Below are 17,174 nucleotides of genomic sequence, written 5' to 3'. Positions count from 1 at the left end.
TCGCGTCGCGCTTTTTTCATTACGTAAGTAAATCCGCATTACGCCACGTGAGAGAAGGAGCCGTTAGATGGCTGGCGAGAAAACCGTCGAGACGACAGGCCTGTTGGGCTGGCTGGACCGGCGCTTTCCGGTGACCTCCACCTGGAAAGCCCACCTGTCCGAGTACTACGCACCTAAGAACTTCAATTTCTGGTATTTCTTCGGCTCACTGGCCCTGCTGGTGCTGGTGCTGCAGATCGTGACCGGCATTTTCCTGGTCATGCACTACAAGCCGGATGCCGAACGTGCGTTCCAATCCGTCGAATACATCATGCGCGAAGTCCCGTGGGGCTGGCTGGTGCGCTACATGCACTCCACCGGCGCGTCGATGTTCTTCGTCGTCGTTTACCTGCACATGCTGCGCGGGCTGCTCTACGGCTCGTACCGCAAGCCGCGCGAACTGGTGTGGATCTTCGGCGTCGCGATCTTCCTCTGTCTGATGGCCGAAGCCTTCTTCGGCTACCTGCTGCCCTGGGGCCAGATGTCCTACTGGGGCGCCCAGGTGATCGTGAACCTGTTCTCGGCCATTCCCTTCATCGGCCCCGAACTGTCGATCTGGATCCGCGGCGACTACGTCGTCTCCGACGCCACCCTGAACCGCTTCTTCGCCTTCCACGTCATCGCCATTCCGCTGGTGCTGGTAGGGCTGGTCGCCGCCCACCTGGTGGCGCTGCACGAAGTCGGCTCGAACAACCCGGACGGCATCGAGATCAAACAGGGCCCGAAGGACAAGTACGGACGTCCCAAGGACGGCATCCCGTTCCATCCCTTCTATTCCGTGCATGACCTGATGGGCGTGGCCGGCTTCCTGCTGGTGTTCGCGTTCATCGTGTTCTTCGCCCCGGAAATGGGCGGCTACTTCCTCGAGTTCAACAACTTCATCCCCGCCGACTCGCTGAAGACGCCTCCGCACATCGCGCCGGTCTGGTACTTCACGCCGTTCTACTCGATGCTGCGCGCCACCACCGACGAATTCACCTGGGTGCTGGCGGGCGCTTCCGTGCTGGGCGCCATCGCGCTGCTCCTCAAGAGCAACCTGAAGGGCTTCATGCGCATCGCCGTCCCCGGCATCCTGATCGTCGTGGCCGTGCTGCTGCGCGTGATCGACGCCAAGTTCTGGGGCGTGGTCGCCATGGGCGGCACGGTCGTCATCCTGTTCTTCCTGCCGTGGCTGGACCATTCCCCGGTCAAGTCCATCCGCTACCGCCCCACCTGGCACAAGTGGATCTACGGCATCTTCATGGTCAACTTCCTGGTGCTCGGCTACATCGGTACGCAGCCGCCCAGTCCGCCGTTGAACCTCACGTCGCAGATCGGCACGCTGCTGTACCTGGCGTTCTTCTTCCTGATGCCGGTCTGGAGCCGCCTGGGCACCTTCAAGAAAGTGCCCGAGCGCGTTACGTTCCACGCCCACTGAGCCCACCAGATAACGGATTAACCATGATCAAGAAGCTGATTGGTGCCGTGGCCTTGATGCTCACGTGTACCGCCACTTTCGCCGCCGAGGGCGGCTACCCGCTGGACAAGGCCCCGTACCGCGTCAACGACATGGCGTCGCTGCAGAACGGAGCCAAGCTGTTCGTCAACTACTGCCTGAACTGCCATAGCGCGTCCTCGATGCGCTACAACAAGCTCAAGGACATCGGGCTGACCGACCAGCAAATCAAGGAAAGCCTGCTGTTCACCGGCGAAAAGGTCGGCGACATGATGACCGTCGCCATGACCGCCAAGGACGCCAAGCAGTGGTTTGGCACGACGCCCCCGGACCTGTCCGTGATCGCCCGCGCCAAGTCCGTGAACGCCGGCCCTTCCGGGTCCGACTACATCTACACGTACCTGCGCACGTTCTACCGCGACACCTCGCGCGCCACTGGCTGGAACAACCTGGTGTTCCCGTCCGTCGGCATGCCGCACGCCCTCTGGGAAGTGCAGGGTCCGCGCGAACTCACCACCGTCGCCATGCACGAGGTCGAAGGCAAGGAAGGCGCCCCCAAGACCTGGGAACGCGTCACCACGGTGTACGATGCACAGGGTTTTTCCACGGTCAAGGCCGAACCGGTAGCCAACTACCAGGGCCATGCCACCTTCGATGCCAAGTTCAAGGCCGCCAACCCGGCCCAAGTCGCAACATACGACAACGACGTCGCCGACCTGACCGCGTTCATGTCCTGGATGGCCGAACCCGTCCAGACATTCCGCGTCCGTCTCGGCGTCGGCGTCATGTTGTTCCTGCTGCTGTTCTTCCTGGTTACCTGGCGCCTCAATGCCTCGTACTGGAAACACGTACGCTAACCGCAACGCCCCGCCAGGTTTTACGCCGTCCCCCGCTGTAATTAGGGACGGACAAGGCGGATAGGGCAGTACGCCTATCCCGCCTGGCAATTGGGGCCAGCGCCTGCTAGATTAAGGCGCTGGCCTTTCGTTTTTCAATAAAGGACTTACCGCCATGATGGTGCTCTATTCCGGAACCACGTGTCCGTTTTCGCAACGCTGCCGCTTCGTGTTGTTCGAAAAAGGCATGGATTTCGAGATCCGCGACATCGACCTGTACAACAAGCCCGAAGACATCGCGGTGATGAACCCGTACGGTCAAGTGCCCATTCTGGTCGAGCGCGACCTGGTCCTGTACGAGTCGAACATCATCAACGAGTACATCGACGAACGCTTCCCGCATCCGCAGCTCATGCCCGCCGATCCGGTCATGCGCGCCCGCACCCGCCTGTTCCTCTACAATTTCGAAAAGGAACTGTTCGTCCACGTCTCGACGCTCGAAGACCGCAGCGCCAAGCCCGACGAAAAGAAGCTGGCCAACGCTCGCCAGAACATCCGCGACCGCCTGGCCCAGCTCGCCCCCATGCTGCTGAAGAACAAGTACATGCTGGGCGAAGAGTTCTCCATGCTGGACGTGGCCGTGGCCCCGCTGCTCTGGCGCCTGGACCACTACGGCATCGAACTGCCGAAGAACGCCGCCCCGCTGCAGAAATACGCCGAACGCATCTTCTCGCGTCCGGCCTATATCGAAGCGCTGACGCCTTCGGAAAAAGTGATGCGTCGCTAAGGTTGTTTTGTAATGGGTGAAACTTCGACCAAACCATATCTGATCCGCGCGCTGCATGAATGGTGCACCGACAACGGCTACACGCCGTACATCACCGTGCAGGTCGACGAGCACACCATGGTGCCCGTCGCCCACGTGCGCGACGGGCAGATCACACTGAACGTCGGCACGCTGGCCACCAACCGCCTGGTGCTGGGCAATGAATTCATCGAATTCCAGGCCCGCTTCAGCGGCGTGACCGAAAACGTCTACGTACCCGTAGGCGCCGTCAGCGCCATCTACGCGCGCGAAACCGGCGCAGGCATGGGCTTCGAAGTGCAGCCCTACGAACCGCCGGAAGCCGGCGCCCAGGGCGCCGCGGCCCCCGCTGCACCCGAAGGCTCCGACGCCGTCGCCGCCTCCGGCGACGATGGCGGCGACGACGACGAACCCAAGCGCCCGCGCCTGACCATCGTCAAGTAACGCCCTGGCGGGCGCCCCACGCGGGGACTGCGTTTTTTCATTACAATGCGGTCCCTGCGCGTGCCCCCGCACGCATCGCCGGTGTAGCTCAGTTGGTAGAGCAGCTCACTTGTAATGAGAAGGTCGAGGGTTCGATTCCTTTCACCGGCACCAATGTTTCCAAGCGCTTGGCCCAGCCGCGAGGTTGGGCTTTTGCTTTTCCGGGCGATGCCGAGCCAGCCATATGCGCCCGGCGGCAACGACAAGTCGCAGTCCTGGACTCGTCCGGTTCTTACCCGCACCAGACGGGAATCCCTGCCATCCCTGCTGCTACGCGACGATACAATCATGTCGGCTCTATGGCTCCAGGAGGCTCGGCCGCATGCGTACAAACCATCTTCCAGGGGCAGGGCAAAAACGCTTCTGGCAAAAAAAATGGCCCCGAGAAGCCTTGTTCAACGGCCCGCCCATTATTGTCGCCGGTTCGGCCGCAGTAAAAAGCTGGCGTGATCCCCAATTCGATCAATGGATGTTCGGGCTTGCCACGGCCGCCTGCGTCTGGCTGGTCTTGTCGGCCATAGTCCGGATTGTGATCGCTCGCGCCGAAGACCAGAAAGATGGCCCGGATGTCGTCCATGAAGGGCTCTATGCAGCGGTGTCAGCAGTGCATACCCTGCTTTCCGAATGGTGCACCAAACGCCGATGCGGCGCTGACATTCGAGCAACCTTCCATCGAGTCGTTCCGCCCATTCATGAGCCACAGGAGATCGAGCAGATCATCAACTATGCCGGCGCCAATGGCGAAGGCGTTGGCCGGACGTTCTCCATCCATACCGGCATAACCGGCAGAGCCATCCGAAGCAAGAAGCCGCTGGTAATGTCCAGTCAGGATGGGACGGAGGAGCAACTTCGTACCGAACTGGTGCGCGAATGGGGATACACGGAAGCGGAAGCCCGCAAACTGGGTCCCGGCCGCTACTCGGCAATGGCCGTGCCCGTTCTGGACCGATCTGGACAGCATCCCATTGGCGTGATCTACTTTGATTCAAGTGACCGTGCGCTCTTCGAACGCGACGATGTTGTGGAGATTGTCGGTGCTGGCGCCAAGGCCATTAGCGACTTTGTCACGAAAAGGTATTGATATGAACCTTGCCACCAAGAAGTCGTCCGAGACTTTCGTCAAAGAGTCCAAGCTCATTTCGAAACCGGGTGCAGTCATCAAAGTTCGCGAACTGACGCTTACCGAATTCGGAATGCGGGCAATTACGAGCGGAAGCGCCGGCATCAGGCAAGGGGCGCTCGAGGACGCCGGTCCGCCATCGCCGCTAAAGCAGCGGATTCCCACCTGAATTCAAAAAGGACGTCCGTGGACTTCCTTTTTTACGCGCGATAGATCTCCCGGCGCAGTCGCATCTGTCCGCCTACGTATCGGCCACCACGTCAAGTTGATAATTATCATTCGCATTTGAACGCAAAGCACAAAGACTGCGGGTTGGATACCAACCGGAGGGCTTTGCGGCATGCATACTCAACACTCACATCAGGAACTGCCCGTTTCACGCAGCCGGCGCGCCTTGCTGGCGGCGGCGGCCTTGGCGGCGCTGCCGGCCGTGCGCGCGCGCGCCGCGGCCGCTACGGACCGGCTGGTGCTGGCCGGGCCGCCGATCACGGTGTCGTTCCCCCTGATCCACATGGTCGAGTCCGGCGCGCTGGCCGAAGAGGGCGTGACGCCCAAGTTCGCGCTCTGGACCAATCCCGACCAGATGCGCGCCTGGGCGGTGGAAGGCGGCGCCGACTTCATCGCCTCGCCCACCAACGTGGCCGCCAACCTGTACAACCGCGGCGTGCCGCTGCGGCTGTTGAACGTGTCCGTGTGGGGAATATTGTGGCTGGTCACGCGCAATGGCGAAGCGGGCTCGCTGGCCGACTTTCGCGGCCAGGAAATCGCCGTGCCGTTTCGCGGCGACATGCCCGATATCCTCTTCGGCGTGCTGGCGCGCGCGCAAGGGCTGGACCCGCAGAAGGACTTCTCGCTGCGTTACGTCACCACCCCGTTCGATGCGGTCCAGCTGCTGGTCCTGCGCCGCGTGAGCCACGCGGTGCTGCCCGAGCCCGCCGTGTCCATGGCGCTGCGCAAGACGCAGTCCCTGCCCATGTCCGCCGTGGCGCCCAAACTGCATCGCGGCCTGGATCTGTCCGCGGAATGGGGCAGGGTCTTGAAACGCGAACCGCGCATTCCCCAGGCCGGACTCGCGGCGTTGGGCAAGGCGCTGGGCAATGCCGCACTGTGCGAACGGGTGCACCGGCAATACGCCGCATCGCAGGCCTGGTGCCTCGAAAACCCCGAGGCCTGCGGCGAACTGGTCGCCAAACATATCCGCATGCTGACCCCGCAGGCCGTGGCCGACGCCTTGAAGGCCTCGCGCGACAAGCCCATGGCCGCGGCCAGCGTGCGCGCCGAACTGGAGTATTTCTTCCAGCGCGTGCATGAAGTCCAGCCCGGCTTGATCGGCGGCAAGCTGCCCGCCGCGGATTTCTACGGCTGAGGCGGCTCAGAACACGCGGCGCAGCGTCAGCCCCACTTCGTTCTGGGCGTAGTTGTAGGCCCAGTCCGGATTGCTGCGATTGATGCTGCGCCGCAGCCGCAACTCCGGCGTCATGCCGCCTATCTTCCAGCCCTCGGCGCCCAGCGTCACCAGATAGACCTGCAACCGGTCGCCTCGGCGTCCCCCCAGGAATCCGTCGTAGGCGTCATTACGGCCGATGCGGAAAATGCCTTGCGCGTTCAGGTAGAAACCGGGCTTGCCCCTGAAAGCATGAAAGACGCCGGCGCGCAGCACCACTTCCTTGCCGCTGGCCGGCTTGAGCGCAAACGCCTTGCGCACCACGTCCACGCCGGCGGTGATCGAGGTCGAAGCCCGCGGCAGGTAACTGACCGACAACCCGGCCTGGTATTGGCTGTAGTCGCTGTTGATGAACCGCGCCCGCGCGCGATAACGAAAGCGGCGCGCGTCCAGCAGAACGTTCATCTGCCATTTTCTTGCGAGGCTGCGACGCCACTCCCATTGCAGCCCGCCGGCCAGATAATAGGTGCAGCCGTCGCGGAAATAGTGCTCCACATAGGGCAGCAGGCTGATGTTGTTGCGCGCGTCCAGGTACTGGTAGCCCAGATACAGCACCGAGGTGGCGCTGCTGTAGTTGCGGACCAGCGAACTGGCGTCCGCGTCGCCGCGGCGGTAATAGGTTCCGTAGCTGATCGGCCGCAACAGCAGGTTGTGGTTGCCGGCCAGATTGTCGCGGCGCTCCAGCACAAGCTCATAGTTCACCAGGCTGGAACCGATGGGGTCCGGCATCTTGCGGTCATTGAGGCACAGGCTCAGGAACCGGCTCAAGCAGGTTCGGGCGCCGTTGGCCTGATTGATGTTGCTGTCGTAGCCCGTGCCGACCGCTACGCCGCCATGCCAGCCGGCGCGGGCGCCCAGCGCGGACAGGTACTGCTGCGTCTGCATGCGGCCGTAGTCGGGCAGCATGCCGCGCTGTACCTGCTCGAACATGGCGCGCGCCTCGGCATCGCGATTGTCTTCGAACAGCAGCCGCGCCAGTTCCAGGCGGATGCGGGCGTCCTCGGGATCGGCGGCGTGCGCGGCCTGCAGCCGGCGTACCGCCAATGCGATGGCGCCAGCCTGGCGGGCCAGCAGCCCTTCGGCCATATCGACCAGCGCCGGACGATGGTCGCGCAACAGCCGATAACGGCCGACGAATTCGACCAGCCGTTCCCACTGGCCGGTATTCAAGGCGATATAGATGGCGGGTTCCAGATCCTGCAGGTTCGTCTGCACTTCGTAGATCTTGCCTTCGTGCACCACCGCGCCGGGCGGCGCAACGGGCTCGCCGAATTGCCGCACGCGCTGCTCGGTCGCGCGGCGTGTCCGTTCGAGCAGGTAGCGGGTATCGTCGTCGCTGGCATACGCAGCGGGCAGGCAGGTCAACAGCAGGCACAGCGCGGCGCCGCGGCGAAAAATCATGTGCATGGGGTATCGGGCCGGGGAAGGAATGAGTACGAAGTTCAGCAGGCCCTTTATGCGCCGCCGCAACCGACGGTTTCCGGTGCGGCGGCGCGAGGCCCGTGCTCGTCCTCCTGTTGCTTCAGTTGTGGGCCTGGGGTTTAACGGCGTGAGCCCCCGAACGCGACGTGGTCGGCGGCGGTCTGGCCCTTGTAGATGCCGGCCAGCGCCTCCGCGTTGTTGTAGAAGCGGCCTTCGATCGCGCCACCCTTGGTGAACTTGCCGTTGGAGGCAATGGTGGTGCCGGCGAAGTCGACACGGTCGCGGCCCCGTGCGATGGCGCCATCGATCGTGCCACGGCCGCCGCTGTAGTTGGCGGTGAGCACACCCTTGTACAGCTTGGGCGCGTACGGCATGTTGTCGCCCACGCCGGTCTGACGGATGCCGGTCACGTCATACTTGGCGGCGACCAGCGTCGGCATGCGGGTAACGGCGTTGTCGCCCGCGTACCATACGGTGCGGCTGCCGCTGGTCATGTTCAGGTCGGTGCTGTTGCCCGCGTTGAGATAGGGAACGGACCTGGACCATTCGCCGAAGTACACGCCGTTGCCCTTGGAGGTGCCCTTGACCTGGCCTACGACCAGGCCGCCGAATTGCGGCCAGAATGGCAAGTAAGGGGTCATCACCTGGCGGATGCTGTAGACATTGGCCGCGCTATCGCGGGTGCTGTGCCAAACCTGGGCGACCTTGATGAACGAAAACACGGGGACGGTCGCGTAGTACGCACCGGAGCTATTGGCCACCGACCGGCTTCCGACGATGCTTACCGGTCCGCCATGTACGTCGATGTAGGAGGAGCGCCAGCCATCCGTGCGCATCATGCTCAACCCGGTGTAGCCGAGGGTGGTGATGAAGAGCGGGAAGTTGGAGTAGCCGACGGTGACCATCGTTCCATTCGACGAGCCGCCCTGCACGTTGGCCGCTTGCGCGTGCATCGCCGACGAGGCGGCCACGGCGAGGATGGCGGTGGCGATAAGGGTTTTCTTCATGATGATTCTCCGTAGAGAGGAGTGGGAAGGCGCCGGTTTTCACGAAAACCGGCAAAAACACGTTCAATAGCGCAGCGCCACGTCCAGCCGCACGGTGCGGCCCGGCCCCGGGGACGCGACCTTGGAAAGCGGGTCGAGGTAGTACAGATCGGTCAGGTTTTCCACGCTCAGGCGCGCGCTGGCGCGGCGGCTGAAGTTGTATTCGGCATACAGGTCGAACAGCATTACCGGGTCCCAGTAGTAGGGACGCATGTTCAATATGCCGCTCCCGCTCTGGGAAATACGTTCCAGCTTCTTGTTCTCGGCGCGGCTGTGATAGCGCATGCGCACGCCCAGGTTCAGCTTGCGCTCCAGCAGACGCGTCCCCAGGTCCAGGTTGATCGAATATCGAGGCTGCAGTGCGTAATAGGACATGCTGCCTGGAAAGCCGCCAGGCATGCATGTGGAGAAACTGTGGAAGCTGGGGTCGAGTTGCACCGCGAAATCGGCATCGCACATATCCTGGCGCAGCCGCAGGGTGGCGCCCAGATTGCCGAAGAAGCGGCCACTGTCGAACCGGCTTTGGAACTCCAGCCCGCTCATGATCTTGCGATCGAACTGGATGACGTTCATGCTTTCGGTACGGTCGTAGAAGTTGCGTATGCTGTTGTGGTAGTAGCTAAGCTTGACGTCGGCCTGGGGCACGGCTTGCAGCAGCCCGCCCAGGTTGTAGGCCAGTCCTGTTTCCCAGGCCTGGCTGCGCTCGGGCTTGGTCTTGACCGGAAATTCACCCCACACACCGCGATTGGCGACTTCCAGGATGCTGGGAAAGCGAGCGGTGCTGGCCAGCCGGCCATAGAGGCGGGCGCGCTCGGCCAATTGGTACGAGGCCACCAGTTGCGACGACCAGGCGCGGCCGCGCCGTTTATCGGGGCGCTTCCAGGGATCGGCGGGCATGCGGTGACCGTACATGACGGCGGCGTTTTTCATGGCCTTGTACTTCCGATGCGTGCCGCCTTGCGCTACCGTGGTTGCGTCCAGATCGAGCTGGCCGTTGTAATAGGGGTTTTCGTAGCGGTCGACCTTGCCGTTCCTAAGGGGGACCGGTGTTTCGACGAGCCAGTATTGCAGCCCGGTATCCAGATCAGGATTGGGATTTGCACCGGCGAATCGATTGGCGGTTCGGTATTTTTCCCATTCCTCGTACTCTATCGAGTCCGCGCCCGCCTCCACTGCTCGGGAGTACCTCGCCAGTTCCTCGTCGCTGGCCAGCTGCTGGTGATAAACGAGCTGGCTCGTAACGATCTGTTTGCGGGCCCAGTCTGGGTTCTTCCTGGCCCGGGCCTGGTCGGTTTCGTCGTCGAAGCTCCAATAGCTGCCATAGCGTATCCCGGTGCTGATGCGCAGCTTCTCGGTGGCCTGCCAATCCAGATTCAGGCCCGCCCCGTACTCCTCGCGCCGGCCCGAGGCCGGGCCGAGCGCCACAGAGGCCTTGAGGGCCAGCATTACTCCGCCTTGATCCACAGGCAGGTATTCCGTCTTGCGTTCGTATTGCCAGTCTGCTGCCGCAGTCAGCGCCAGGCTGTCGGTCAACTGGAAGCGATTGCTCAGATCCAGCCCGGTACGGGTTGAACGGGTGTCCTGCTGATTGCCGATGAAAATGTTGTAGCGGCCATCGGTGTTTGGCTTCTTGGCAGGCGGCGCGACATTGCACATTGAACGGGTGGGGTCGAACACACATGCCTGCACCCAAATATCCCAGGGATTATCGCTCTCAGAAACCCGATAGGTGGTATCGCCGTTCTGGTAGCGCGTGGTCTCGTTGACGGTGCGCCAGAGCGCCACTTTCAGATCCATCCAGCGCGAACCTTCGGGTCTGAACGTATAACCCAACCGATAGATGGTTTGATCGACGCGAGTGGCAGGATAGGGGTATCGAAATTTGACACTAGCGATATCGAAATCATATGCATCAACCAAGCCCATCAAAAAATCCGACGCCAAAGCCGGCAACTCGCCGAACGCCAGCCTGTTGCGGGTGTATGCAAGACTGATTTTCTGGTTGTGAGGCAGATGCCAGTTGTTCTTGAACAGCAAACTTTCAGCCGAGGTGCTGGTATAGGGAACCTCGCGGCCAGGCGCATACAGCCTGGCCAAATTGGGATACAGGTTCTGCGGCAGGGAAGTACCGGGGGGGACCGGCTTTGAGCGGAAATTTTCAGCGCCTCGCGTGCCTGCAAAGTAGTTGCCACGAACGGCGTCGCTATAGGCCAGCATCAGGTCGAATACCGGGTGCCGATAGGCGCCGCTGATGAATACTTTGCGGTCGTGCAGATTGAAACGCGACACTTCGCCGCGGTCTCGCAATTCCGATCTCGCCACCGTGAAACCCACGCCCGCCTGAGCCCCTAGCGGCGCCGCTGAGAAGGCGCCGGGAATGTCGCGGTAGTCCATGCCTACGATATCGAAGGGATCGGACGTATCCTTGACCGATCCGCTGGCGGTGCTGGCCTTGAATTCCAGGCCCCAGTTGCGCCCTTCGGGAATGATGTCCTTGGCTTCGATGGTGCGGATCGCCACCGAGCCGCCGATGCCGCTCTTGATGTCGCGGGTCAGGGACGGGCCTTTTTCCACCGTGATGCTGCGGAACAGGTTGGGGTCCACGTAGTTGCGATTGTTGATGCCGCGCAGCGCCATCCAGACGTCCAGCGACTGCTCGGTGCCGTCCACCGTGACAGGGATGCGGCCGTTGCCGGCTAGGCCGCGTATGTTCGGGAACAACGCCGAGCCGTTGCGGTTGTCGGTGTTGTAGACGCCGTTCATGCCGGCGAACACGTCGCCTACCGAGACGCCCTGATAGCGCTCCATGTACTGGCGGTCCACGTACAGATTCGAGACGTCCTTGTCGTAGACGTCGTCGTGCCCGGTTTCGTCCTCGGTGCGATCGCCCTTGACCACCACTTCCTGCAGCTCGTGCACGTTCTTGTTCTTGCCCGAGTCTGGCTGCGCCTTCGGCTTTTCCTCCGGATGGGCGGGCGCCGGCAGCGCGTGGACGCTGGTTGCGCCCAGCGCGGCAAGCAGCAAGCTCAAGGTCCTGGCGGTGAATCGATGTGGTACGTGCATGGGCCCCCCGGGCTTTCCTGTTTACGGTGATGGGTAGGGAAGAGCCGCGTGACCCGTTGTGCGTAGGGCTGCGTGGCGAGGCCATTGTGCGAACGCAGCATCGGTAACGATAATGATAATTATCAAGATTGAAAATTCGACGAAGCGGCGCATCGGGTTCGCGAGCCGGGCCGCCCGTTGATGACAATTGTCATTACGGCCGGGCTCCCGGGCCGCAGATACTCGCGGATCGAATTCGCGGCCTTCAAGGGAGTGACTTTCCATGCCGGATCTACCGATGCGCCACGCGCGGGTCAGCCATGCGCCGCTTGCTTGACGCGTGCGGCGCGGTGCTGGCGTATCTCTGGAGCGGCTGGGGCGCCATCGCCAGCCTGCTGCTGTTCTGCGCCCTGTGGGAACTGGCGGCGCAGCATTACGGCGCGCTGATCCTGCCGGGGCCGGCCGAGACCATGATGAAGCTGGCGACCATGACGGCCGCGGGCGAGGCCGTGCCGGAGCTGGCCATATCGGCGCGCCGGGGCCTGGCGGGGCTGGGCGGCGCGGTGCTGGCGGGCAGCGTGCTCGGCATGCTGGCGGGCCGTTCGCTGACGGCGGCGATGGTGTCGCGCCCGCTGGCCACGCTGCTGCTGGGCATGCCGCCCATCGCCTGGCTGGTGCTGGCCATGCTGTGGTTCGGCGTGGGCGATGCGACGCCGGTGTTCACCGTGTTCATCGCCTGCCTGCCCATCGTGTTCGCCGGCGCCATGCAGGGCGCGCGCACGCTGGACAACCAGCTCATGGACGTGGCGCGGGTTTACCGCCTGCCGTGGTGGGCGGTGCTGGCCGACGTGCAGTTGCCGCACGTGGCCTCGTATCTGCTGCCGGCCTGGATCACGGCGCTGGGCACTTCCTGGAAAGTGGTGATGATGGCCGAACTGCTGGCGGCGGCCGACGGCACCGGCGCGGCGCTGGGCGCGGCCCGTGGGCAGCTCGACAGCACGGCCGCCATGGCCTGGGTCGTGGCCGTGCTGGGGCTGCTGCTGACGACCGAATACCTGTTGCTGGAACCCTTCAAGCGCATGGCCGAACGCTGGCGCAGCCTCGATCCATGAGCGCGCTGCACATCCGCGAACTGTCGCAGCGCTACGGGCTGTCCGAGGTCCTGGAAGGGATCGCGCTGGATCTGCGCGCGGGCGAGACGCTGGCGCTGATGGGGCCGTCGGGCTGCGGCAAGAGCACCTTGCTGCATATCGTCGCCGGACTGCTGGCGCCTTCCGAAGGCATGGTGCATATCGGGTTCCGGGGCATAGGCTGCATGTTCCAGCAGCCGCGGCTCATGCCGTGGAAGAACGTGGTCGGCAATATCGGCATGGGGTTGAAGGCGCTGGGCCTGCCCGCCGCGGCGCGGCGGCAGCGCGCCATCGAATGGGCCGGCCGCCTCGGGCTGGCCGAAGAGGACCTGCGCAAGTATCCGCACGAGTTGTCCGGCGGCATGCAAAGCCGCGTGGCGCTGGGCCGCGCGCTGGCGCTGGCGCCCGACCTGCTGTTGCTCGACGAGCCTTTCTCGGCCCTGGATATCGGTCTGAAACTCGAGTTCTACGCCATGCTGCGCCGGCAGGTCGAGCACAGCGGCACCGCCGTGCTGATGATTACGCACGACCTGATGGAGGCCGTTCGGCTGGCCGACCGCATCATCATGATGGCGCCGGGGCCCGGACGTATCCAGGACGAGTTCACCCTCGGCCTGCCGCAGTCGCGGCGCGATGAAGCCTGGATCTACCAGACGGCGGCGCAGCTCATCCAGACCCCGGCCATGCGCGCCGGCTTCGGCCTGCCCGACGCATCGCCGCAGGCGCCCGACCTTGCAACCGGGAGCGCGCGCGCATGAACCTGCGGCATCCTCTGTTCAGCTGCGGCTTTCGGCCGTTCTTCGTACTGACCACCGCGAGCGCGGTGCTGTTCCTGGCGATCTGGCTGCTGGCGCTGCAGTCCGCGCTGCCCGGGCTGGACGGCTGGCGGCCGCCCGGCGGCGTCTTGCTCTGGCATGGCCATGAACTGCTGTACGGATTCGGCATGGCGGCGGTAGCGGGGTTTCTGTTGACGGCGGTGCCGGAGTTCACGGGCGCCGCGCCGCCGCGGCCCGGCGTGCTGGCGGCGCTGGCCGGGCTGTGGCTGGCGGCGCGGGTGGCCTACGCGGCCGCGCAATGGCTGCCCGGCGGCAGCGGCGTGGTGCTGGCGGGCGTCTGCAATCTGGCGTTCGTGCTGGCGCTGCTGCTGCGGCTGGCGCCGGCGCTGTGGCGCGATCCGGCGCGCAGCCACCTGGGCTTCGCCTGGGCGCTGGGCGCGCTGGGCGCGGCGCAGGCGGGCTATTTCACGGCCCTGCTGCGGCAGGCGGACGCGCTGGCCTGGCTGCACGTGGGCGTAGACCTGATGATGATTCTGATCGTGCTGGCCGGCAGCCGCGTATCCATGAACGTGGTCAACGGCTATATCGAAGCGGGCCGCCCCGGCGCGCCGCCGCCCGGGCTGGCCGGCTACGTGGCGCGTCCGCCGCGCAGGCATCTGGCGGTGTTCTGCATCGCGGCCTGCAGTGTGGCGCAATGGCTGCTGGGCGGCGGGCCGGTGACCGGCTGGACCGCGCTGGCGGCGGCGGCAGCCATGCTCAACCTGCTCAACGACTGGCATATCGGCAAGGCGCTTTTCACGCGCTGGGCGCTGATGCTGTATGCCAGCTACTGGCTGGTCGCGCTGGGCTACGGCGCGATGGGGCTGGCGTGGCTGACCGGACTGGCGCCGGCGTCGTCGGGACGCCATGTGTTGATGGCCGGCGCGATGGGCTTGTCCATCTTCACCATCATGAGCCTGGCCGGACGCATACACGCGGGACGCTGGCTGGATCGCCGTCCCTGGGTGCCCGTGGCCGCCGCCGTGCTGGCGCTGGCCGGCCTGCTGCGCGCCGCGGCCGGCCTGCCGGCGCTGGGCGCGTGGGCGTCATGGCTGCTGCTGGGCGCCGGCCTGGGCTGGACCGGCGTGTTCGCGGCCTATCTGTGGCACGCGTGGCCAGTGCTGTGCGGGCCGCGGACCGACGGACAGCAGGGCTGCGCCGAACCGCTGGGCAAGCAGCGCAGCCCGATGTCGCGCCACGGCACGCGCTGCTGAAGCGCGGGCCTCAGTGCAGCGAGCAGCAGCGAAACAGCGCGCTGTCCTGCGCGGCCACGCTGTGGCGGCTGGCGAACTTCGGCCCCGGCGGCGGCAGGCGCGCATGGCGGCACATCGCGTCGACGTCGAGCAGCACCAGTTCGCGATTGCGTCCGCCGATCAGCCCGGCGCGCCGGAACGCGCCCAGCGTGCGCGACAGGTTTTCGGGCGTCATGTTGAGCTGGCGCGCCAGCACGGCGTGGCTGGCCGGCAGCGTGATCCATGCGCTGCCGTGTTCGCGGTACAGGTCCAGCAGATAGGTGACCAGGCGCTGCGTGGCGTTGGTGATGGTCAGCAGATCGATGCGGTTGATGGCGTGCACCACGTGGCTGGAGACGATCTGCAGCAGCGTATAGGCGAAGGCCGGCGAATGGCGCGCCATGTCGAGCAGCGGCTCGCGGTCCAGGCGGTAAAGCACGGTGCGCGCGCTGGCCTGCGCGGACAGCGGATAGTCGCGGTTGTCTGAGAACATGACGGTGGCGGCGACCAGGCAGCCGCCTTCCAGCGTCTGCACGACTTTCTCGTCGCCGTTGTAGCTGGGCAGGTACATGATGAGGCCACCGCGCTCGATCCAGAAGAAGTGTTCCGCGGCCTCGCCCATATGGAACAAGTGCTGTTTGGGTGATAGCACCATGCGCCGCGCGCTCGAGGCGAGCGCCTCCAGGGTGCTCCGGTTGGCCTGCTTGAACGCCGGGAAGCTTAGCAGTGCCTTGTTCAGGAATGAGGAATGCATGGGGGTTCCTGTAGCGAGTAGTAGCACCTCGTCGGCACGCGCCTTATATTAATAAGAACAGTTATCAATCGCAATGATGTAAAAGCACCTTGCATCGTCCGGCCCGTTTTGCATTCTTTCCATTTTTTGTGCATAATTCGGCCCCTCTACCTGTTCCCCGATAGCTCAGTCGGTAGAGCGACGGACTGTTAATCCGCAGGTCGCTGGTTCGAGCCCAGCTCGGGGAGCCAAAGAATGCAGTACTGAAAGGCCCGCAATTCGTTGCGGGCCTTTTGCATTTGGACGAACGCCGCGCAACCGATAGCATGAGGGTTCCACCGCCTCGCCGAAGCCTTCATGCCCGCCTCCCAGACTGCTTCCCTTCAGACTGCTTCCCTTCTTACCGACTCCACCCTGGAATCGCTGCGCGCCCGGACGCCGGGCCTGCGAAGCACCGTGCACTTCAACCATGCGGGCGCATCGCTGCCTTCGACCGGCACGCTGGAGGCCATCCACGCGCATCTGCAGCGCGAAGCCACGATGGGGCCGATGGAGGCCGGCGTGGCCGCGCGCGAACAGACCGAGCGCGCCCGCCTGCTGGCGGCGCGTCTGCTCAATGCGCAGCCGGAAGAGATCGCGCTGACCGGCGGCAATTCGCCCGGTTGGAGCGCGGCCTTCGCCGCGCTGCCACCCTGGCGGCCCGGCGACCGCATTCTGGTCGGCCGCCACGAATGGGGCGGCAATCTGGCGGCCATGCGCCTGGCCGCGCAGCGCACGGGCGCCATCGTGGAGACCATTCCTTCCGACGAAAGCGGCTGCGCGGACCCGCAGGCGCTGGAGGCCATGCTGGACGAGCGAGTGCGCCTGATCGCGCTGACCTGGCTGCCCGCCAACGGCGGCCTCATCAACCCGGCCGCCGCCATCGGACAGGTGGCGCGGCGCCACGGCATCGCCTACTTCGTGGACGCGGCCCAGGCCGTCGGCCAGTTGCCGGTGGACGTGGCGGAGATCGGCTGCGACGTGCTGTCCGGCGCGGGGCGCAAAGCCTTGCGCGGCCCGCGCGGCACCGGCCTGTTGTACGTGCGGCGGGACTTTCTGGACAAGCTGATCCCGGCCTGCGTCGACACGCATTCGGCGCCGCTGGGCGCCGACGGCCAGCCGGTGCTGCGCCAGGACGCGGCGCGCCTGGAATCCGCCGAGAACTCGCTGGCGCTGCGCTGCGGCCTGGCCAACGCCTTGCAGGAAGCGCTGGATATCGGCGTGGACGCGATCCGCATGCGCATCGACGCGGCGGCCGAGACGCTGCGCGCCCAACTGGAGGACATCGCCGGCATCACGGTGCTGGACCAAGGCCGCGAGCGCTCGGGGCTGGTGTCGTTCAATATGGCGGGGCGCGACGCCGTATCGGTGCAGCGCGCCCTGGCCGAACGCGGCGTGACCATCGGCAGCAACGGCGTGCCCTACACGCCGCTGGACATGCAGGCCCGCGGCCTGACGCAGATCGCGCGGGCGTCGGTCAGCTACCTGACCAGCGCGGAGGAGATCGACCGGCTGCTGGAGGCGTTGCGCAGCATTTAGGACTCAATCCCGAC

The 17,174-nt window shown here is 64.7% G+C and carries 15 protein-coding genes and 2 tRNA genes; 13 read left to right on the top strand and 4 right to left on the bottom strand.

The window, feature by feature from the left end:
• Positions 1-67 precede the first annotated feature (67 nt).
• The 8 genes from C1I89_RS12030 to C1I89_RS11995 all read left to right on the top strand — a co-directional run bounded on the left by C1I89_RS12030 (position 68) and on the right by C1I89_RS11995 (position 6,084).
• Positions 68-1,456 carry a cytochrome b gene (locus C1I89_RS12030; protein WP_102773011.1) on the top strand — a complete coding sequence of 463 codons (1,389 nt, stop codon included), beginning with the start codon at positions 68-70 and terminating at the stop codon, positions 1,454-1,456.
• Between the two features lie 23 nt (positions 1,457-1,479).
• Positions 1,480-2,331 (top strand): cytochrome c1, encoded by an 852-nt coding sequence (locus tag C1I89_RS12025; RefSeq protein ID WP_102773010.1) that lies wholly within the window; start codon positions 1,480-1,482, stop codon positions 2,329-2,331.
• A gap of 154 nt (positions 2,332-2,485) precedes the next feature.
• Positions 2,486-3,097 carry a glutathione S-transferase N-terminal domain-containing protein gene (locus C1I89_RS12020; RefSeq protein ID WP_006216817.1) on the top strand — a complete coding sequence of 204 codons (612 nt, stop codon included), beginning with the start codon at positions 2,486-2,488 and terminating at the stop codon, positions 3,095-3,097.
• A gap of 12 nt (positions 3,098-3,109) precedes the next feature.
• Complete coding sequence (locus C1I89_RS12015) at positions 3,110-3,559, top strand: ClpXP protease specificity-enhancing factor (protein ID WP_102773009.1); 450 nt, start codon at positions 3,110-3,112, stop codon at positions 3,557-3,559.
• 77 nt (positions 3,560-3,636) lie between these two features.
• Positions 3,637-3,712, top strand: a tRNA-Thr gene (locus C1I89_RS12010).
• 208 nt (positions 3,713-3,920) lie between these two features.
• Positions 3,921-4,679, top strand: coding sequence for a GAF domain-containing protein (locus C1I89_RS12005; RefSeq protein ID WP_258231402.1), 759 nt, complete (start codon positions 3,921-3,923; stop codon positions 4,677-4,679).
• A gap of 1 nt (position 4,680) precedes the next feature.
• Positions 4,681-4,887: a sulfatase gene (locus C1I89_RS12000; RefSeq protein ID WP_102773008.1), complete on the top strand. Its 207-nt coding sequence runs from the start codon at positions 4,681-4,683 to the stop codon at positions 4,885-4,887.
• A 171-nt stretch (positions 4,888-5,058) separates the two neighbouring features.
• On the top strand, positions 5,059-6,084 hold the full coding sequence (locus C1I89_RS11995) for an ABC transporter substrate-binding protein (RefSeq protein ID WP_102773007.1): 1,026 nt from the start codon (positions 5,059-5,061) through the stop codon (positions 6,082-6,084).
• A 6-nt stretch (positions 6,085-6,090) separates the two neighbouring features.
• Here the strand turns inward: C1I89_RS11995 and C1I89_RS11990 are convergent, their stop codons facing one another.
• The 3 genes from C1I89_RS11990 to C1I89_RS11980 all read right to left on the bottom strand — a co-directional run bounded on the left by C1I89_RS11990 (position 6,091) and on the right by C1I89_RS11980 (position 11,654).
• On the bottom strand, positions 6,091-7,569 hold the full coding sequence (locus C1I89_RS11990) for a porin family protein (protein WP_102773006.1): 1,479 nt from the start codon (positions 7,567-7,569) through the stop codon (positions 6,091-6,093).
• Between the two features lie 134 nt (positions 7,570-7,703).
• Positions 7,704-8,591 (bottom strand): Slam-dependent surface lipoprotein, encoded by an 888-nt coding sequence (locus C1I89_RS11985; RefSeq protein WP_102773005.1) that lies wholly within the window; start codon positions 8,589-8,591, stop codon positions 7,704-7,706.
• A gap of 63 nt (positions 8,592-8,654) precedes the next feature.
• Positions 8,655-11,654, bottom strand: coding sequence for a TonB-dependent receptor domain-containing protein (locus tag C1I89_RS11980; protein ID WP_181390940.1), 3,000 nt, complete (start codon positions 11,652-11,654; stop codon positions 8,655-8,657).
• A gap of 338 nt (positions 11,655-11,992) precedes the next feature.
• Between C1I89_RS11980 and C1I89_RS11975 the strand changes: the two genes are divergently transcribed.
• The 3 genes from C1I89_RS11975 to C1I89_RS11965 are packed head-to-tail and all read left to right on the top strand — an operon-like array spanning position 11,993 to position 14,831.
• Entirely contained in the window at positions 11,993-12,784 is a 792-nt protein-coding gene (locus tag C1I89_RS11975; RefSeq protein ID WP_102773003.1) for an ABC transporter permease, read from the top strand.
• Complete coding sequence (locus C1I89_RS11970; RefSeq protein WP_102773002.1) at positions 12,781-13,560, top strand: ABC transporter ATP-binding protein; 780 nt, start codon at positions 12,781-12,783, stop codon at positions 13,558-13,560. The genes C1I89_RS11975 and C1I89_RS11970 overlap by 4 nt, the downstream gene beginning before the upstream one ends.
• On the top strand, positions 13,557-14,831 hold the full coding sequence (locus tag C1I89_RS11965) for an NnrS family protein (RefSeq protein WP_102773001.1): 1,275 nt from the start codon (positions 13,557-13,559) through the stop codon (positions 14,829-14,831). Before C1I89_RS11970 ends, C1I89_RS11965 begins: the two co-directional genes overlap by 4 nt.
• A 10-nt stretch (positions 14,832-14,841) precedes the next feature.
• On the opposite strand, the gene C1I89_RS11960 is transcribed toward C1I89_RS11965, so the two are convergent.
• A complete protein-coding gene (locus C1I89_RS11960) occupies positions 14,842-15,603 on the bottom strand; it encodes a Crp/Fnr family transcriptional regulator (protein ID WP_102773000.1) in 762 nt (253 codons plus the stop codon).
• A gap of 154 nt (positions 15,604-15,757) precedes the next feature.
• Here C1I89_RS11960 and C1I89_RS11955 point away from each other — a divergent pair.
• Both C1I89_RS11955 and C1I89_RS11950 read left to right on the top strand, forming a co-directional pair.
• Positions 15,758-15,833: transfer RNA gene (locus C1I89_RS11955), tRNA-Asn, on the top strand.
• 106 nt (positions 15,834-15,939) lie between these two features.
• Positions 15,940-17,160: an aminotransferase class V-fold PLP-dependent enzyme gene (locus C1I89_RS11950; protein WP_102772999.1), complete on the top strand. Its 1,221-nt coding sequence runs from the start codon at positions 15,940-15,942 to the stop codon at positions 17,158-17,160.
• Positions 17,161-17,174 lie beyond the last annotated feature (14 nt).

It is taken from the genome of Achromobacter pulmonis (assembly GCF_002885955.2).
Lineage (GTDB): Bacteria > Pseudomonadota > Gammaproteobacteria > Burkholderiales > Burkholderiaceae_B > Achromobacter > Achromobacter pulmonis_A.
Note: the sequence above shows the minus strand (reverse complement) of the source record. Positions and strands in the feature narration are given on the sequence as shown.

Coding starts and splice junctions, on each gene's coding strand:
- C1I89_RS11965 (WP_102773001.1), top strand. CDS start 13,557: ATGAACCTGCGGCATCCTCTGTTCAGCTGCGGCTTTCGGCCGTTCTTC.
- C1I89_RS12025 (WP_102773010.1), top strand. CDS start 1,480: ATGATCAAGAAGCTGATTGGTGCCGTGGCCTTGATGCTCACGTGTACC.
- C1I89_RS12030 (WP_102773011.1), top strand. CDS start 68: ATGGCTGGCGAGAAAACCGTCGAGACGACAGGCCTGTTGGGCTGGCTG.
- C1I89_RS12020 (WP_006216817.1), top strand. CDS start 2,486: ATGATGGTGCTCTATTCCGGAACCACGTGTCCGTTTTCGCAACGCTGC.
- C1I89_RS11975 (WP_102773003.1), top strand. CDS start 11,993: ATGCGCCGCTTGCTTGACGCGTGCGGCGCGGTGCTGGCGTATCTCTGG.
- C1I89_RS11960 (WP_102773000.1), bottom strand. CDS start 15,603: ATGCATTCCTCATTCCTGAACAAGGCACTGCTAAGCTTCCCGGCGTTC.
- C1I89_RS12000 (WP_102773008.1), top strand. CDS start 4,681: ATGAACCTTGCCACCAAGAAGTCGTCCGAGACTTTCGTCAAAGAGTCC.
- C1I89_RS11985 (WP_102773005.1), bottom strand. CDS start 8,591: ATGAAGAAAACCCTTATCGCCACCGCCATCCTCGCCGTGGCCGCCTCG.
- C1I89_RS12005 (WP_258231402.1), top strand. CDS start 3,921: ATGCGTACAAACCATCTTCCAGGGGCAGGGCAAAAACGCTTCTGGCAA.
- C1I89_RS12015 (WP_102773009.1), top strand. CDS start 3,110: ATGGGTGAAACTTCGACCAAACCATATCTGATCCGCGCGCTGCATGAA.
- C1I89_RS11970 (WP_102773002.1), top strand. CDS start 12,781: ATGAGCGCGCTGCACATCCGCGAACTGTCGCAGCGCTACGGGCTGTCC.
- C1I89_RS11990 (WP_102773006.1), bottom strand. CDS start 7,569: ATGCACATGATTTTTCGCCGCGGCGCCGCGCTGTGCCTGCTGTTGACC.
- C1I89_RS11950 (WP_102772999.1), top strand. CDS start 15,940: ATGCCCGCCTCCCAGACTGCTTCCCTTCAGACTGCTTCCCTTCTTACC.
- C1I89_RS11995 (WP_102773007.1), top strand. CDS start 5,059: ATGCATACTCAACACTCACATCAGGAACTGCCCGTTTCACGCAGCCGG.